Consider the following 16,553-nt stretch of genomic DNA (forward strand, 5'->3'; position numbering starts at 1 on the left):
GTTATTTTCCTTGGGCGACGGACAGGGTGGCGAGAAGGTGTTCGCGATCTAACAGCGCAGGCAGGATCTCTCCCTGCGGCAATCCCGGTCCGTAAATCTGGTTAAACGGCACCGCAGCGCTGCCGCGAGTGGTTAAAAACTGACTAATCGTGGCGGAGGGTCGGCTCCAGTCGCCGCGCAGGGCGACCACGTCCGGCGCTAACAGCGCCTGCTGGACGTCATCGCGCAGCAGCACGTTGTATTTATTGGCTTTACAGGTCACGCACCAGTCGGCGGTGACATCAATAAACACCCGCTTATGTTCCGCCAGGGCGCTGGCGATAGCCTGCTCGCTGAGCGGCTGCCAGTTAACCCGGTCGCGGCGCGGGCCCTCGCCGTCAGATCGGGAGACTAAGGCGACGGCGCCCGCCACCACGATGGCCAGGGCGCCCGCGCGCAGCGCCGTCCGCCAGCGGTAGCGCCAGGCGGTGGCCAGCAGCAGGGCGATGGCCAGAATTACCAGCAGGGTAAGCACCGGCGTACGGCCGATGTGGATCGTCAGCAGGCTGACCAGCCATAGCGCTGAACCAAGCATCATTAGCCCCAGCAGTACGCGCAGATGATTCATCCAGCGGCCGGGACGTGGCAGTCGTTGCGCCAGCCCCGGCAAGGCAACGATCAGCAGCCACGGCAGGCTCATGCCGATCCCCATGGCGAAGAAAATGCCCCACAGCAGCGGCAGAGGCGCCACCAGCGCCACCGACACGGCGGTGCCAAGGAACGGCGCGGTGCAGGGGGTCGCCAGCAGGGTGGCGAAGGCGCCCTGCCAGAAATGGCCCATTAAGCCGTTGCCGCCGCGGGTGGCGAGGAAGGTACTGGCGCTGGAGGAGAGGCGGATTTCGAACAGCCCCAGCAGACTGGCGCTGAACAGGATCATCACCAGCGCCATCGCGCCGATAAACCACGGGCTCTGGAACTGGATCCCCCAGCCGAGCGCCTGATTACCCAGGCGTAGCGCGGTCATCATCAGCGCCAGCGCCAGGAACGAGACGACGATCCCGCACGCCGAGGCGAGGAACTGTCGGCGTACCGCGCCGCGTTCGCGATGTTCGGTTTGCACCAGCGAGCCGAGCTTCATGGCCAGCACTGGCAGCACGCAAGGCATCACATTGAGGATAAGCCCCCCGGCCAACGCCATCAGCAGCACCCAGCCTAACGTCAGCTCCGGCGCGGCGCTGCCGGCGCTGATGGCGATCTGGCTTTCCTGCGCCTGGCCGCTATCCGCCAGCACCAGCGACAAGGTTTTACCGCGCAGATCCGGTGCCGCTTCGCCCCAGCTATCGGTGACCGGTATGGTGGCGGTCAGCGTATCGCCGCGGCTGGTAAAGCTCGGCTTGCCGAAATCGACATCCTCCATGCTGTCGATAAACAGCGCTGGCTGCTGCCAGCCGGCATCGCGGCGAGCGGTCACCGTCAGTTTGCCGCTGACGTAGCTGGCGGTCAGCTGCGAAGTCAGACCATCGCCCAGCGGCAGCGTGCCCATCGCGCGGGTGAAATCGTAGCCAAAACCCTCCCCTGGCGGGGCCGTCATATCCAGCGAAAAGGGATAGTCAGTAAGAATGCAGACATTGCTGCAGGTGGATAACGTCAGTACGCCGCTGAGCGTCGGCGGTATCTTCCCGCGCAGCGTCATCGGGAAGCTGACGTCACCGTGATAGCCCTGAGTGGAAATGCCCGCGACGTCGAAGCGCTGCGGCGTCGGCCAGCGCCAGTCAACCTCCAGCGGCGTGCGCCAGGCGATAGCCGGCGCGATGCCGCCTTCCCCCGGCGAGCGCCAGTAGGTTTTCCAGCCCTTTTCCAGCGCCACGTCTAAAAGCAGGCGGGTATCGCCATTGCTCTCGGTTTGCGCCCGCAGGCGGACGCTGGCGTGTTGATTGTCGGCGGCGCGTAGCCAGCCGCTGTCGGCGGCCTGACTGACGGGCAGCCATAGCCAAAGCAGGCAGACCAGTAGTCGCCTGAATAACATAGACATAAATTTGCTCCATAAATGATGAATTAACCTGAACTGTCAGGAAAATCAGTCACTCACGGAAGACGCATAATCGCAGATGCACCCGCAATCGGGGCGGGGAGATAACGCGGGGAGGCCACTGGCGCTCGATACGCGGCGGGATCGCCGCCAGCACCGCCAGCAGCAGGGTGATAGCCAACAGCGCCCCTTCAAACAGCATCGGCGGGACGGCCATCAGCGACTTGGCGCTGAGTTCGCACGGCGTGACCGGCGCGTCGGCTTTATCCTGGGTTTGCTGTAGTGACGGGCTGTCGGCGGTGAGGTTCATGACCAGCGCGTGCATCCCGGCCATTCGCTGGGCGGTGCAGACCAGCACCACCAGACAGGCCAGGAGGACAAAAAGAATGGCTTTGCGTTGTCGCTTAATCATGAGCGCCTCAAATATTCACGAGGCCTATCTTATCGGGCGAACGCGTTTTGGCAATGGTAAAGCTGTAAAGAAGTGTCTGGCAGATAAGCGATTTGCCCTCTCCCGGCCGGGAGAGGGCGGTCAATTACAGATTCTCGCCGTTGCTGGCGATGACTTCTTTGTACCAGTTAAAGCTCTTCTTGCGCGAGCGGGACATGTCGCCGGTGCCGTCGTCGTGTTTGTTGACGTAGATGAAGCCGTAGCGTTTGCTGTACTGCCCGGTAGTGAAGGAGACGCAGTCGATGCAGCCCCATGGGGTATAGCCCATCAGATCGACGCCGTCATAAGTGACCGCTTTGATCATCTCTTCGATGTGGGCGCGCAGATAGTCGATGCGGTAGTCATCGTTGATGCTGCCGTCGGCTTCGACTTTATCGTAGGCGCCAAAGCCGTTCTCGACGATAAACAGCGGCTTCTGGTAGCGCTCATACAGTTCACACAGGGAATAGCGCAGACCGACCGGGTCAATCTGCCAGCCCCAGTCGGAGGCTTTGACGTGCGGGTTCGGCACGCTGCCTTCGAAGCCGGAAATGGCGTCGCCGGTGCCGCCTTCGGCTTTCACCGCGTTGGTCATGTAGTAGCTGAAGCCGAGGTAAGCGCAAGTGCCTTCGCGCAGGATCTGCGCATCGCCATCTTCCATCTTGATGTTGAAGCCGCGGCGCTCCCACTCATTCAGCACATAGCTCGGGTAGTAACCGCGCAGTTGGACGTCGGTAAAGACGTAGCGCTCGCGCATCGACTCCTGGGCAAACATGACATCTTCCGGTTTGCAGGAGTAAGGGTAGAGGGCGACCATCGCCAGCATGCAGCCGACCTGCATGTCCGGGTTGATGCGCCGCGCCGCTTTCACCGCCAGCGCGCTGGCGACGAACTGATGGTGCAGCACCTGGTACATGGTCTCTTCCGGATTGTCATGCTCGGTATAGACCACCCCGGAGCAGCAGTAGCCGAACAGCGGCGCGCGCCAGTTGCGCTGGTTGTTGATCTCGTTGAAGGTCATCCAGTATTTCACTTTGTGCTTATAGCGCTCGAAAACTACTTCGGCAAAGCGCACAAAGAAATCGACCACTTTGCGGTTGGTCCAGCCGCCGTACTGCTGCACCAGGTGCAGGGGCATCTCGAAGTGGGAGAGGGTGATCACCGGCTCGATGTTGTATTTCAGCAGCTCGTCGAACATGTCGTCGTAGAACTTCAGTCCCTCTTCATTCGGCTGGGTTTCGTCACCCTGCGGGAAGATGCGGGTCCAGGCGATGGAGGTGCGGAAGCATTTGAAGCCCATCTCGGCGAACAGTTTGATGTCTTCTTTGTAGCGGCCGTAGAAATCGACCGCTTGGTGGTTGGGGTAATATTTGCCGGCTTCCACCTGGTGGGTGATTTCACGCGGCACGCCGTGCGCCCCGCCGGTCAGCACGTCGCAGATGCTGGGGCCTTTGCCGCCCTGATCCCAGCCGCCTTCAACCTGATGCGCGGCAACCGCGCCGCCCCATAAAAAATCTTTCGGAAGGGTTAATTTTTTCATCCTGGCTAATCTCTCTAATAACTATTGCGCTCGAGTCTAGCAAAGTGAAATTGAATGTCACGATATAACAAATTTCTCCAAAGGTAATATGTTACATCAAAAAAACAGGCTGTTATTTTTAGCTGATTTTGCGCGCTAATTTACGCCCGAGCGATTCGAGAATATAGATCACTGGAATTTGCGTGGTAATATCGTAGACGCCGCCAATGCGGGTCTGCGGGACGTGCCAGGAGAGATTGAAATCGGCCAGTTTGGCCAGCCGCGAATGCTCGTGACTGGTAATCGACATCACCTTGCAATGATGCAGGCTGAACTGGCTGGCGAAACGCAGGATCTCTTCTGTTTCGCCGGAGACGGAAAGCACGATCGCCAGCGCGTTGCGGGCCATATCGTTGGTCACCGGAAAATAGGGGTCGTCAATATGGTTGCTAAATTTCCCGACGTTGGAGAAGAAACGGGCGCCGTATTTCGCCAGCGCGCCCGAGGTGCCCGCGCCGACAAAAATAATACGTTCTGAGGCGAGAATAATATCGACGGCCTGGTCTAGTAACCCATCGAACTCGTCATTATTAACGCTTTTAAAAAAGCTCATGATTTCACTGGCGCCGATATTTGCCTGTTGAGGCTCGTTCTGCTCAAGATATAATTTAAAACGTACGCGAAATTCAGAGTAGCCCTCGCACTGCAGTTTGCGGCAGAAGCGCAACACGGTGGTGGTGGAGACGCCGGCGGCTTCGGCCAGTTCGCGGATGGTCATGTACATCACTTTGTCGCGATTCTTTATGACGTAGTGGTAGACCATCATCTCAAGATTATTGAGACTGGCGACAGCGGCGTGGGAGAACATACTCACAGGGCGAACTCACAATTCATAATGACCAGGACGGAATTATATCATGCAGGCCAATGACATTACCTTTTTTCAGCGTTTTCAGAACGACATCCTCGCCGGGCGCAAAACCATTACTATTCGCGATGCGGCGGAGTCGCACTTTAAGGTCGGCGATGTGCTGCGCGTTGGGCGCTATGAAGACGACGGCTATTTTTGCACCATCGCCGTGACCGCGACCTCGACAGTGACCCTCGATACGCTGACTGAACAGCATGCTCAACAGGAGAATATGACCCTGGGGCAGCTGCGGCAGGTCATCAGCGACATCTATCCTGGCGAGAGCCAGTTTTATGTCATTGAATTCAAAACGCTTTAAGGTAAGCAGGAACAGCTGTGAGTTGAAATAAAAATTTAACCTTTTGATTTTAATGTATTTACAAATATACATCTTTTTATTTTAGCTAACAGGTGTTCACTGGAATCATTCTCAGTTACCCTAAGTGAGCAATGAAAGCGTTCTTGTTTTCAGGAGTCCAATATGGTGCGCAAACCATTAATCACTCAGGGATATTCTCTGGCAGAGGAAGTTGCCAACAGCATCAGCCACGGGATCGGGCTGGTGTTCGGTATCGTCGGGCTCGTGCTATTGCTGGTGCAGGCGGTGGACACCAACGCCAGCGCGACGGCGATCACCAGCTACAGCCTGTACGGCGGCAGCATGATTATGCTGTTCCTCGCCTCCACGCTCTATCACGCGATCCCGCATCAGCGGGCGAAACAGTGGCTGAAGAAATTCGACCACTGCGCTATCTACTTGTTAATCGCCGGGACCTATACGCCGTTTTTGCTGGTGGGGCTGAACTCGCCGCTGGCGAAGGGGCTGATGATCGTCATCTGGAGCCTGGCGCTGCTGGGGATCCTGTTTAAGCTGACCATCGCGCACCGCTTTAAAATTCTGTCGCTGGTGACCTATCTGACCATGGGCTGGCTGTCGCTTATTGTGGTCTATCAGCTGGCGGTGAAGCTGGCGGTGGGTGGCGTAACGCTGCTGGCGGTTGGCGGGGTGGTGTACTCACTGGGGGTCATCTTCTACGTCTGCAAACGTATTCCCTATAACCACGCTATCTGGCACGGCTTCGTGCTCGGCGGCAGCGTGTGTCACTTCCTGGCGATTTATCTTTACATCGGCCAGTCCTGATAAACATCCCACGGTGGCGCTGCGCTTACCGTGGCTACGATACTCTGCGGCCGGGTAGCCCGGCTAAGGCGCAAGCGCCGCAAGCCGGGAACTTTTCCTTAATCTTCTTCCAGCGAATACGGCAATGGTTTGATGCTCAGACTGCCGGCATCGTCGCGCACGCGGAACACGCTGTCCGGTTCCATGTCATTATTCATCACTACCTGGACCATCAGGCTTCCGTCATCCAACTGTACGGCTGCCAGCACCGTACCGGTGCGGCGCCAGTTGTCGCCCATCTTCAGCTCCAGGTCTTCCCCGGCTTCCGGCACCCGGCTGGCGGTACCTGACAGCGTCCACAGCGCGCGCTTATTGGCGCCGCGGAATTTCGCCCGCGCCACCATCTCCTGACCGGTGTAGCAGCCTTTTTTGAAGCTGATGCCGCCCAGCGCCTGCAGGTTGGTGGCCTGCGGAATGAACTGCCCGCTGTTGGCGCTGTCGATAACCGGCAGACCGGCTTCAATATTCAGCGCCAGCCACTGCTGGCTGTTGTTGAGCTGCGCTTCGCCGCGCAACGCGTCGGTGACGCGGTTGGCGGTGTCGACATCGGTCACCAGCAGGAAGCGCTCGCCCGGGTGCTCAAACCACAGCAGGCTGGTGGCGCCTTCGCTGACCACCGGAGTGGCGGCGTCGGGCAGAGCGGCGAACAGCGGCGCCAGCGCGGCGCGCGCCTGGAAGCCGGCCACCCCCAGCAGAACCAGATCGTCGTTGGCGGCGATGGTGACTTTGGAGAAGACGGCATATTTTTTCAGCTCGGTCAGCTGCGCGTCGCGCAGGCTGCGGCGTTCAATCCACGCGAAGCCGCCGTCGCGACGGAATACGCGCAGGTTGCTCCACATCTTGCCTTTGGCGTCACAGTGGGCGGCAAGCAGATGCTGAGCATCGGTGAGACTGCTCACATCGGCGGTAATCTGCCCCTGCAGGTATTTTTCGCTGTCTGGCCCGCTAATCGTCGCCAGCGCCCAGTCATCCAGGGTCATCAGCGTTAACGGCAGACGAGCGGAAGAGGAAGGCTGACGCGGAGGAAAAGGTGTAAAAGCCATAGTCATATCCTGAATCGCTTAACGCAGTGTGTGTGACCAATGGTAAAAGAGCTATAGTGCATTGCAAGTGCTTTCAACAGGCCATTTGTGCGCTGACGTTTGGTGAAGGCCCGGCGTGGGAAAACAATAAGCCCATCATTATTTTATGGTTTTTATGGAAGGATGCTCGCATTCAGCGATATTCCTGTAAAGTTACGGCAGAAAACGGGTTAAACTAACCAATATTTTGCTGCTGGAAGGTCAACATGGACATTAACAATAAAGCTCGTATCCACTGGGCATGCCGCCGCGGGATGCGCGAACTCGACATCTCCATCATGCCGTTCTTTGAGTATGAGTACGATACCCTCAGCGACGCTGACAAACAGCTGTTCATTCGCCTGCTGGAAAATGACGATCCGGATCTATTCAACTGGCTGATGAACCATGGCAAACCGGCCGATGCGGAGCTGCAGCGGATGGTAACCTTAATTCAGACACGGAATCGGGAACGTGGTCCTGTGGCAATCTGATCTCCGTATCTCCTGGCGCGCGCAGTGGTTTTCTCTGCTGCTCCACGGCGTTGTGGCGGCGCTGGTGCTGCTGGTTCCCTGGCCGTTAAGCTACACCCCGATCTGGCTGCTGCTGCTGTCGCTGGTGGTCTTTGACTGTGTGCGCAGCCAGCGACGGATCCATGCCCGTCGCGGGGAGATAAAACTGCTCACCGATTCCCGGCTGCGCTGGCAAAACGCCGACTGGGAGATCCTCGGGACGCCGTGGGTCATCAACAGCGGAATGCTGCTGCGTTTGCGCCATGTCGATACCCGACGCGGTCAGCATCTGTGGCTGGCGGCGGACAGCATGGATGCCGGAGAGTGGCGGGACCTGCGCCGGCTGGTGCTGCAAAAACCGGCGCAGGAGTAAGCCGCGTCAGGAAAAGTGTTCGGCCATTTCGCCGAGGATCTGCTCGCACCAGCTCTGGATGCGCTCGTCGCTCAGGTCGTACTGGTTGGTTTCATCCAGCGCCAGGCCAACGAACAGTTGGCCATCCGCGATCACCGGTTTCGGGCTGGTGAACTCATAGCCTTCGGTTGGCCAGTAGCCGACAAACTTCACGCCTTTGGTCGCCAGCTTGTCATGCAGCATGCCCAGCGCGTCAAGGAACCATTCGCCGTAGCCCAACTGATCGCCCATGCCGTAGAGCGCGACGATTTTGCCCTCCAGGTCCAGGGTGTCCAGCTGGTCCCAGACCGCTTCCCAGTCTTCCTGAATTTCGCCGAAATCCCAGGTCGGGATGCCGAGGATCAGTACGTCGTACTGGCTCATCAGCGCGGGGGAGTCATCTTTCAGATTGTGCAGCGTCACCAGCTCGGGGCCGATGATATCGCGGATTTTCTCCGCGGCCATTTCGGTATAGCAGGTACTGGAGCCGTAAAACAGACCTATATTCATCGCGTAAACATCTCGATTCTTGCCGTGAATGGCGGGCAGTGTACCAGAAAGGCGTCCTCTTAAGGCATAATGAGAGCGTTTAACGAACAAAGAGGCCGATGTGAAACAGGATCTGGCACTAATCGAACAGTTTCTCGATGCCCTTTGGCTGGAGCGCAACCTGGCGGAGAATACGCTCAGCGCCTATCGTCGTGATTTGACGATGCTCGTGGAGTGGCTGCACCATCGCGGTCTGTCGCTGGCAAGCGTCGGCAGCGACGACCTGCAGGCGCTGCTGGCCGAGCGGCAGTCCGGCGGCTATAAAGCCACCAGCACCGCGCGCCTGCTGAGCGCTGTGCGTCGCTTCTTCCAGCATCTGTACCGGGAAAAAATTCGCCCGGACGACCCCAGCGCGCTGCTGGCCTCGCCAAAGCTGCCGCAGCGGCTGCCGAAGGATCTCAGTGAGGCGCAGGTTGAGCGTCTGCTGCAGGCCCCGCTGGTGGAGCAGCCGCTGGAATTGCGCGATAAAGCGATGCTGGAGGTGCTGTATGCCACCGGCCTGCGCGTTTCGGAGCTGGTGGGGCTGACGATGAGCGACATCAGCCTGCGACAGGGCGTGCTGCGGGTGGTGGGGAAAGGCAACAAAGAGCGGCTGGTGCCGCTGGGGGAAGAGGCGGTACTGTGGGTGGAAAATTACCTCGAGTATGGTCGCCCCTGGCTGCTGAACGGCGTGGCGTCGGATGTCTTATTTCCCAGTCAGCGCGCCCAGCAGATGACGCGCCAGACCTTCTGGCACCGGATTAAACACTATGCCGTGCTGGCGGGGATCGACAGCGAAAAGCTCTCCCCGCACGTGTTGCGCCATGCGTTCGCCACGCATTTGCTCAATCATGGCGCCGACCTGCGTGTGGTGCAGATGCTGTTAGGACACAGCGATCTCTCCACCACGCAGATTTACACCCACGTGGCGACCGAGCGTCTGCGACAACTTCATCAACAGCACCACCCGCGGGCGTGAGTGCTGAATAAAAGGACTGAGTATGAAAAAAGGTTTATTGATGTTCACCCTGCTGGCGGCTTCCCTTTCCGGGGCGGCGCATGCCGATAGCGCGGCAATTAAACAGTCGCTGGCGAAGCTGGGTGTACAGAGCACCGATATTCAACCGTCGCCGGTTTCCGGGATGAGCACGGTGCTGACCGACAGCGGCGTGCTGTATGTCACCGACGATGGCAAGCACATCATCCAGGGGCCGATGTACGACGTGAGCGGCGCGCAGCCGGTCAACGTCACTAACCAGCTGCTGCTGGGGAAGCTGAACGCGCTGAGCAACGAAATGATTGTCTACAAAGCGCCGAAGGAGCAACACGTCATTACCGTCTTCACCGACATCACCTGCGGTTATTGCCACAAGCTGCATGAGCAGATGAGCGACTACAACGCGCTGGGGATCACCGTGCGCTACCTGGCCTTCCCGCGCCAGGGACTGCAGAGCCAGGCGGAGCAGGACATGAAGGCCATCTGGTGCGCGAAAGATCGCAACCAAGCGCTGGATGACGCCATGAACGGCAAGGGCGTGCAGCCGGCGAGCTGCAGCGTGGATATCGCCAAACATTACACCCTCGGCGTGCAAATGGGCGTCAACGGCACCCCGGCGATGGTCCTCAGCAACGGCATGGTGCTGCCGGGCTATCAGGGGCCGAAAGAGCTGAAGGCGTTCCTCGACGAGCATAAAAAACAGACAAGCGGTAACTGATTCGCGTGAAACAACAGATACAACTACGCCGCCGCGAGGCGGTTGACGGCGTCGATTTACCCGCCGATCTGCCGCCGCTGCTGCAGCGGCTGTATGCCAGCCGCGGGGTGCGCAGCGCCCAGGAGCTGGAGCGCAGCGTCAAAGGCATGCTCCCCTGGACACAGCTCACCGGCGTTGAAAAAGCGGTCGGGATGCTGCACGACGCATTCCAGAAAGGGCTGCACATTGTCGTGGTCGGCGATTTTGACGCCGACGGCGCCACCAGCACCGCGCTCAGCGTGCTGGCCCTGCGCGCGCTGGGCTACGGCAACGTCTCCTACCTGGTGCCGAACCGTTTTGAAGACGGCTACGGCTTAAGCCCGGAAGTGGTCGATCAGGCTCACGCCCGCGGCGCGCAGATGATCATGACCGTCGACAATGGGATCTCGTCCCATGCCGGCGTCGATCATGCCCATGCCCTGGGGATCCCGGTGCTGGTGACCGATCACCACCTGCCGGGGGAGACGCTGCCGGCGGCGGAGGCCATCGTTAACCCTAACCTGCGCGATTGCGACTTCCCATCGAAATCGCTGGCCGGGGTGGGGGTGGCGTTCTATCTGATGCTGGCGCTGCGCACCTTTCTGCGTGATAACGGCTGGTTCGACGCCCGCGGCATCGCCGCGCCGAACCTTGCCGAGCTGCTGGATTTGGTGGCGCTTGGCACCGTTGCCGACGTCGTGCCGCTGGATGCTAACAACCGTATTCTCACCTGGCAGGGGTTAAGCCGCATTCGCGCCGGTAAGTGCCGGCCCGGCATTAAGGCGCTGCTGGAGATTGCCAACCGCGATCCGCAAAAGCTGGCGGCCAGCGACCTCGGTTTCGCCCTCGGGCCGCGCCTGAACGCGGCGGGACGGCTGGACGACATGTCGGTCGGCGTCGCGCTGCTGCTGTGCGATAACATCGGCGAAGCGCGCGTGTTAGCCAACGAGCTTGACGCGCTCAACCAGACGCGCAAAGAGATCGAGCAGGGGATGCAGGCGGAAGCGTTGACCCTGTGTCAACAGCTGGAACGCAGTAGCGACACCCTGCCCGGCGGGCTGGCGATGTACCATCCGCAGTGGCACCAGGGGGTGGTCGGCATCCTCGCCTCGCGAATTAAGGAACGTTTCCACCGGCCGGTGATCGCCTTTGCGCCCACCGGCGACGGCACGCTGAAAGGCTCCGGCCGCTCCATTCAGGGGCTGCATATGCGCGATGCGCTGGAGCGCCTTGATACGCTCTATCCGGGGCTGATCCTGAAGTTCGGCGGCCACGCGATGGCGGCAGGATTATCGCTGGAAGAGGCGCGCTTTGAGGAGTTTCAGCAGCGCTTCGGCGAGCTGGTGACCGAGTGGCTGGATCCCGCGCTGTTGCAGGGCGAGGTGGTCTCCGACGGCCCGCTGACGGCGGCGGAGATGAGCATGGAAGTAGCGCAGATGCTGCGCGACGCCGGGCCGTGGGGACAGATGTTCCCGGAACCACTCTTTGACGGCCGTTTCCGTCTGCTGCAGCAGCGGCTAGTGGGCGAGCGTCACCTGAAGGTGATGGTCGAGCCAGTTGACGGCGGCCCCCTGCTGGACGGTATCGCCTTCAACGTGGATACTTCCATCTGGCCCGACAACGGCGTGCGCGAAGTCCAGTTAGCCTACAAGCTCGACATCAATGAGTTCCGCGGCAACCGCAGCCTGCAGCTGATCATCGATCACCTCTGGCCAAATTGACAACAGTGTATGAATAAGGGCGCGAATCCGGTAGAATTCCGCTCTTATCACCGCATTTTGACAAATCCATTAAAAGAAACCGACCATGTTTGAAATAAATCCGGTAAAAAACCGCATTCAGGACCTCACGGAGCGCTCCGACGTTCTTAGGGGGTATCTTTGACTACGATGCCAAGAAAGAGCGTCTCGAAGAAGTAAACGCCGAGCTGGAACAGCCGGACGTCTGGAACGAACCTGAACGCGCTCAGGCGCTGGGTAAAGAGCGTTCTTCCCTGGAAGCCATCGTAGATACCCTGGATCAGATGTCCCAGGGGCTGGAAGACGTTGCCGGCCTGCTGGATCTGGCCGTGGAAGCGGACGACGAAGAGACCTTCAACGAAGCCGTCGCCGAGCTGGATACGCTGGAAGAGAAGCTGGCGCAGCTTGAGTTCCGCCGCATGTTCTCCGGCGAATACGACAGCGCCGATTGCTACCTTGATATTCAGGCCGGTTCCGGCGGCACCGAAGCCCAGGACTGGGCCAGCATGCTGATGCGCATGTACCTGCGCTGGGCGGAAGCGCGCGGCTTTAAGACCGAAATCATCGAAGAATCCGAAGGTGAAGTCGCAGGGATTAAATCCGTGACCATCAAGATCATTGGTGATTACGCCTACGGCTGGCTGCGTACCGAAACCGGCGTTCATCGTCTGGTGCGTAAGAGCCCGTTCGATTCCGGCGGCCGCCGACATACCTCCTTCAGCTCCGCGTTCGTTTACCCGGAAGTCGAAGACGATATCGATATCGAAATTAACCCGGCCGACCTGCGCATTGACGTATACCGCGCCTCCGGCGCCGGTGGGCAGCACGTTAACCGTACAGAATCCGCGGTGCGTATTACCCACATCCCGACCGGGTTGGTAACGCAGTGCCAGAACGACCGTTCGCAGCACAAAAACAAAGACCAGGCCATGAAGCAGATGAAAGCGAAGCTTTATGAGCTGGAGATGCAGAAGAAAAATGCCGAGAAGCAGGCGATGGAAGACAACAAGTCCGATATCGGCTGGGGCAGCCAGATCCGCTCTTACGTGTTGGATGACTCGCGTATTAAAGATCTGCGTACCGGGGTGGAAACCCGCAACACTCAGGCGGTGCTCGACGGCAGCCTGGACCAATTTATCGAAGCAAGTTTGAAAGCAGGGTTATGAGGAACCAACATGTCTGAACAACAAGCACAGGGCGCTGACGCGGCAATTGACCTTAATAATGAACTGAAAACCCGTCGCGAGAAGCTGGCTGCGCTGCGTGAGCAGGGCGTCGCTTTCCCGAACGATTTCCGTCGTGACCATACCTCTGACCAACTGCACGCTGACTTCGATGGCAAAGAAAACGAAGAGCTGGAAGCGCTGAACGTTGAAGTGGCCGTGGCTGGCCGCATGATGACCCGTCGTATCATGGGTAAAGCGTCCTTCGTCACCCTGCAGGACGTTGGCGGCCGCATCCAGCTGTACGTGGCGCGTGACGATCTGGCGGAAGGCGTTTACAACGACCAGTTCAAAAAATGGGACCTCGGCGACATCATTGCCGCCCGCGGTAAGCTGTTCAAGACCAAAACCGGTGAGTTGTCTATCCACTGCACCGAGCTGCGTCTGCTGACCAAAGCCCTGCGCCCGTTACCGGACAAGTTCCATGGCCTGCAGGATCAGGAAGCGCGCTATCGTCAGCGTTACCTCGACCTGATCTCCAACGATGAATCGCGCAAGACCTTCAAAGTGCGTTCGCAGATCCTGGCGGGCATCCGTCAGTTCATGGTTGGCCGCGGCTTTATGGAAGTGGAAACCCCGATGATGCAGGTGATCCCGGGCGGCGCTTCCGCGCGTCCGTTCATCACCCATCATAACGCGCTGGATCTGGACATGTACCTGCGTATCGCGCCGGAACTGTACCTCAAGCGTCTGGTGGTGGGCGGCTTCGAACGCGTCTTCGAGATCAACCGTAACTTCCGTAACGAAGGGATCTCCGTTCGTCATAACCCAGAGTTCACCATGATGGAACTCTACATGGCTTATGCGGATTACAAAGATCTGATTGAGCTGACCGAATCCCTGTTCCGCACCCTGGCGCAGGACATCCTGGGCAACACCGAAGTGCCTTACGGCGACCAGGTGTTCGACTTCGGCAAGCCGTTTGAAAAACTGACCATGCGCGAAGCGATCAAGAAATACCGTCCGGAAACCGAGATGGCGGATCTGGATAACTTCGATTCCGCGAAAGCGATCGCTGAGTCTATCGGCATCAAAGTGGAGAAGAGCTGGGGTCTGGGCCGTATCGTGACCGAGATCTTCGAAGAAGTGGCGGAAGCGCACCTGATTCAGCCGACCTTCATCACCGAATACCCGGCGGAAGTTTCTCCGCTGGCGCGCCGTAACGACGTGAACCCGGAAATCACCGACCGCTTTGAATTCTTCATTGGCGGCCGTGAGATCGGTAACGGCTTTAGCGAGCTGAACGACGCCGAAGACCAGGCGCAGCGCTTCCAGGATCAGGTTGATGCGAAAGCCGCAGGCGACGACGAAGCAATGTTCTACGATGAAGACTACGTGACCGCGCTGGAGCACGGCCTGCCGCCGACCGCCGGTCTGGGTATTGGTATCGACCGCATGGTGATGTTGTTCACTAACAGCCACACCATCCGCGACGTGATCCTCTTCCCGGCAATGCGTCCGCAGAAATAATCGCGTCTTGTGCATTGCAAAAAAACCCGGCTTGCCGGGTTTTTTTATGTCTGACGTGAGGTCTGAAGGCTGGCGTAACCCGACTCAGCGCAGGCCGGGGGCTCCCGGATGGCGGCGTAAACGCCTTATCCGGGCTACGCAACAGCGCAGAACCGTAGGCCTGTGCAAGCGTAGCGCCGCCAGGCAACGATGACAGTTATGGCGCCGCTTTTTACGCCGGGTGGTGGCGGCAGCGAGACGAGTCAGCTTACCCGCGCAGACGCGCAACAAAGTCGGTCAGCGCCTGGCGGGCGTCCCGATTTTCCGCTTCCAGCACCATCCACGGGCTAAACGCCCAGGGCGTGGCGGCCAGCGCGCTTAACATCGTTGCCAGGTCAACCCACTGATAATCCATGACTTCATCGTCATTAGGCTGTACTTCGCTCACCACGCGCGCGGCATACACCGGACATACTTCGTTCTCAACGATACCGTTTGGGGCGACCGCCCGGTAGCGGAAGGCCGGGTGAACCGGCGCGATATCGGCGATCTCCACGCCGAGTTCGAAGCGGCAGCGGCGCGTGACGGCCTGCTCGAAGGTCTCGCCCTGCTGGGGGTGTCCGCAGACCGAGTTGGTCCATACCCCGGGCCAGGCTTTTTTGCCCAACGAACGACGAGTGACCAGCAACTGACCCTGCTGGTTAAACAGCCAGCAGGAAAACGCGAGATGTAAAGGGGTATCAAGCGTATGGGCGGCATACTTCTCCAGCATACCGGCAGGCTGATCCTGCTCATCCAGTAAAATGACGTGTTCCCCGGCCATGACGACTCCTGAAAATAAATAAAGACCCGGCACAAACCCGCCGGGTCATGTACTCAGGCCACTAGGTTAGCCCATAAATGGCAGAAAGGCATTACCAAAACAAGCCCTGGAGGCGGCTCTGTGAGCGGCCACCCGCATGTTGGGGAAGACCCTCATGACGTGCGGCACCAACAGCAATCGCTGTTCGTCGCTGGCCATATCCGATGGCCAGGGGATATTGGTTTTGCCATCAGGGATGACGCCCTGCGCCGCGGACTGGTATGATATTCGCCCTGATTGCGAGGTAAGTGGTTGTGTTAAGTGCAGGATGCCTGATGATGAAACGCGTTTATATGACACTGATGCTGGTGGTAAGCCTGGCGCTGGCTGGCTGCTCCAGCACCTCCGATTCCGGTACGACCTACACCGTTAAACGCGGCGATACCCTGTATGGCATCTCCCGCACCACCGGCACCAGCGTTCGCGATCTGGCCCGCCTGAATAACATCTCCCCGCCTTACACCATTGAGGTGGGGCAGAAGCTGAAGCTTAACGGCAGCAGTTCAACGAAGACAACGAAGAAAAAATCTTCCTCTACGCGCACCGCGGCGGCCACGCCTTCGTCCGCAGTACCTCAGTCCTCCTGGCCGCCGGTGGGACAGCGCTGCTGGCGCTGGCCGACCAGCGGCAAAGTGGTCCTGCCTTATTCCACCGCCGATGGCGGCAATAAAGGCATTGATATCGCCGGAACCCGCGGTCAGCCGGTGTATGCCGCCGGGGCGGGCAAGGTGGTCTACGTCGGCAATCAGCTGCGCGGCTATGGCAATCTGATCATGATTAAGCACAGCGAGGATTACATCACCGCCTATGCCCACAACGATAAGCTAATGGTGAATAATGGCCAGAGCGTGAAGGCCGGCCAGCAAATTGCCACGATGGGCAGTACGGATGCCGACTCAGTGCGGCTGCATTTCCAGATCCGCTACCGGGCGACGGCCATCGATCCGCTGCGTTACCTGCCGCCGCAGGGAAGTAAACCTAAGTGCTAAAAGGTTATTTTATCGCCAG

The 16,553-nt window shown here is 59.0% G+C and carries 17 protein-coding genes; 10 read left to right on the top strand and 7 right to left on the bottom strand.

Translation table 11 applies throughout. The features are described 5' to 3' along the window. Position 1: 1 nt before the first annotated feature. The 4 genes from KHQ24_RS16370 to KHQ24_RS16385 form a co-directional block, all read right to left on the bottom strand. Positions 2 to 2,011 carry a protein-disulfide reductase DsbD family protein gene (locus KHQ24_RS16370; RefSeq protein WP_211777359.1) on the bottom strand — a complete coding sequence of 670 codons (2,010 nt, stop codon included), beginning with the start codon at positions 2,009 to 2,011 and terminating at the stop codon, positions 2 to 4. Positions 2,012 to 2,060: 49 nt separating this feature from the next. Next, positions 2,061 to 2,420 (bottom strand): hypothetical protein, encoded by a 360-nt coding sequence (locus KHQ24_RS16375; protein WP_017899797.1) that lies wholly within the window; start codon positions 2,418 to 2,420, stop codon positions 2,061 to 2,063. Between the two features lie 124 nt (positions 2,421 to 2,544). Next, positions 2,545 to 3,978 (bottom strand): 6-phospho-beta-glucosidase BglA, encoded by a 1,434-nt coding sequence (bglA, locus tag KHQ24_RS16380; RefSeq protein WP_004205314.1) that lies wholly within the window; start codon positions 3,976 to 3,978, stop codon positions 2,545 to 2,547. Between the two features lie 118 nt (positions 3,979 to 4,096). After that, positions 4,097 to 4,825: a MurR/RpiR family transcriptional regulator gene (locus KHQ24_RS16385; RefSeq protein WP_004205316.1), complete on the bottom strand. Its 729-nt coding sequence runs from the start codon at positions 4,823 to 4,825 to the stop codon at positions 4,097 to 4,099. A gap of 49 nt (positions 4,826 to 4,874) precedes the next feature. Between KHQ24_RS16385 and yqfB the strand changes: the two genes are divergently transcribed. Both yqfB and trhA read left to right on the top strand, forming a co-directional pair. Next, positions 4,875 to 5,186 (top strand): N(4)-acetylcytidine aminohydrolase, encoded by a 312-nt coding sequence (yqfB, locus tag KHQ24_RS16390; RefSeq protein WP_004205318.1) that lies wholly within the window; start codon positions 4,875 to 4,877, stop codon positions 5,184 to 5,186. A gap of 162 nt (positions 5,187 to 5,348) precedes the next feature. Continuing rightward, positions 5,349 to 6,008: a PAQR family membrane homeostasis protein TrhA gene (trhA, locus tag KHQ24_RS16395; protein ID WP_004205319.1), complete on the top strand. Its 660-nt coding sequence runs from the start codon at positions 5,349 to 5,351 to the stop codon at positions 6,006 to 6,008. Between the two features lie 98 nt (positions 6,009 to 6,106). Here the strand turns inward: trhA and ygfZ are convergent, their stop codons facing one another. Next, positions 6,107 to 7,090 carry a tRNA-modifying protein YgfZ gene (gene ygfZ / locus KHQ24_RS16400; protein WP_017899798.1) on the bottom strand — a complete coding sequence of 328 codons (984 nt, stop codon included), beginning with the start codon at positions 7,088 to 7,090 and terminating at the stop codon, positions 6,107 to 6,109. A gap of 245 nt (positions 7,091 to 7,335) precedes the next feature. Between ygfZ and sdhE the strand changes: the two genes are divergently transcribed. Both sdhE and KHQ24_RS16410 read left to right on the top strand, forming a co-directional pair. Next, positions 7,336 to 7,602: an FAD assembly factor SdhE gene (gene sdhE / locus KHQ24_RS16405; protein ID WP_002916312.1), complete on the top strand. Its 267-nt coding sequence runs from the start codon at positions 7,336 to 7,338 to the stop codon at positions 7,600 to 7,602. Continuing rightward, positions 7,583 to 7,993, top strand: coding sequence for a protein YgfX (locus KHQ24_RS16410; RefSeq protein WP_004205323.1), 411 nt, complete (start codon positions 7,583 to 7,585; stop codon positions 7,991 to 7,993). The genes sdhE and KHQ24_RS16410 overlap by 20 nt, the downstream gene beginning before the upstream one ends. A gap of 6 nt (positions 7,994 to 7,999) precedes the next feature. Here KHQ24_RS16410 and fldB read toward each other — a convergent pair whose 3' ends face one another. Further along, on the bottom strand, positions 8,000 to 8,521 hold the full coding sequence (gene fldB / locus KHQ24_RS16415; RefSeq protein WP_004205324.1) for a flavodoxin FldB: 522 nt from the start codon (positions 8,519 to 8,521) through the stop codon (positions 8,000 to 8,002). Positions 8,522 to 8,621: 100 nt separating this feature from the next. On the opposite strand from fldB, the gene xerD reads away from it, so the two are divergent. The 5 genes from xerD (at position 8,622) to lysS (ending at position 14,704) form a co-directional block, all read left to right on the top strand. Continuing rightward, the gene (gene xerD / locus KHQ24_RS16420) at positions 8,622 to 9,518 is read left to right on the top strand and encodes a site-specific tyrosine recombinase XerD (protein ID WP_004144729.1); all 897 of its coding nucleotides are present in this window, start codon (positions 8,622 to 8,624) and stop codon (positions 9,516 to 9,518) included. A gap of 22 nt (positions 9,519 to 9,540) precedes the next feature. Further along, entirely contained in the window at positions 9,541 to 10,254 is a 714-nt protein-coding gene (gene dsbC / locus KHQ24_RS16425) for a bifunctional protein-disulfide isomerase/oxidoreductase DsbC (protein WP_004205326.1), read from the top strand. Between the two features lie 5 nt (positions 10,255 to 10,259). Continuing rightward, complete coding sequence (gene recJ / locus KHQ24_RS16430; RefSeq protein ID WP_004205327.1) at positions 10,260 to 11,993, top strand: single-stranded-DNA-specific exonuclease RecJ; 1,734 nt, start codon at positions 10,260 to 10,262, stop codon at positions 11,991 to 11,993. 85 nt (positions 11,994 to 12,078) lie between these two features. Further along, a protein-coding gene (gene prfB, locus KHQ24_RS16435; protein WP_095858446.1) for a peptide chain release factor 2 occupies positions 12,079 to 13,177 on the top strand; the annotation gives its coding sequence in 2 pieces (ribosomal slippage) (positions 12,079 to 12,153 and positions 12,155 to 13,177; 1,098 coding nt in all). Positions 13,178 to 13,186: 9 nt separating this feature from the next. Continuing rightward, positions 13,187 to 14,704, top strand: a complete 1,518-nt coding sequence (gene lysS, locus KHQ24_RS16440; RefSeq protein ID WP_002916299.1) for a lysine--tRNA ligase — start codon at positions 13,187 to 13,189, stop codon at positions 14,702 to 14,704. A gap of 247 nt (positions 14,705 to 14,951) precedes the next feature. On the opposite strand, the gene idi is transcribed toward lysS, so the two are convergent. After that, positions 14,952 to 15,506 carry an isopentenyl-diphosphate Delta-isomerase gene (gene idi / locus KHQ24_RS16445; protein WP_004205328.1) on the bottom strand — a complete coding sequence of 185 codons (555 nt, stop codon included), beginning with the start codon at positions 15,504 to 15,506 and terminating at the stop codon, positions 14,952 to 14,954. A 314-nt stretch (positions 15,507 to 15,820) separates the two neighbouring features. Here idi and actS point away from each other — a divergent pair, with 314 nt between their 5' ends. After that, positions 15,821 to 16,534, top strand: coding sequence for an amidase activator ActS (gene actS / locus KHQ24_RS16450; RefSeq protein WP_048325667.1), 714 nt, complete (start codon positions 15,821 to 15,823; stop codon positions 16,532 to 16,534). The last annotated feature ends 19 nt before the right edge of the window (positions 16,535 to 16,553 follow it).

Origin of the sequence: Klebsiella sp. 54 (assembly GCF_018223875.1) — a bacterium.
Taxonomy (GTDB): Bacteria; Pseudomonadota; Gammaproteobacteria; order Enterobacterales; family Enterobacteriaceae; genus Klebsiella; species Klebsiella quasipneumoniae.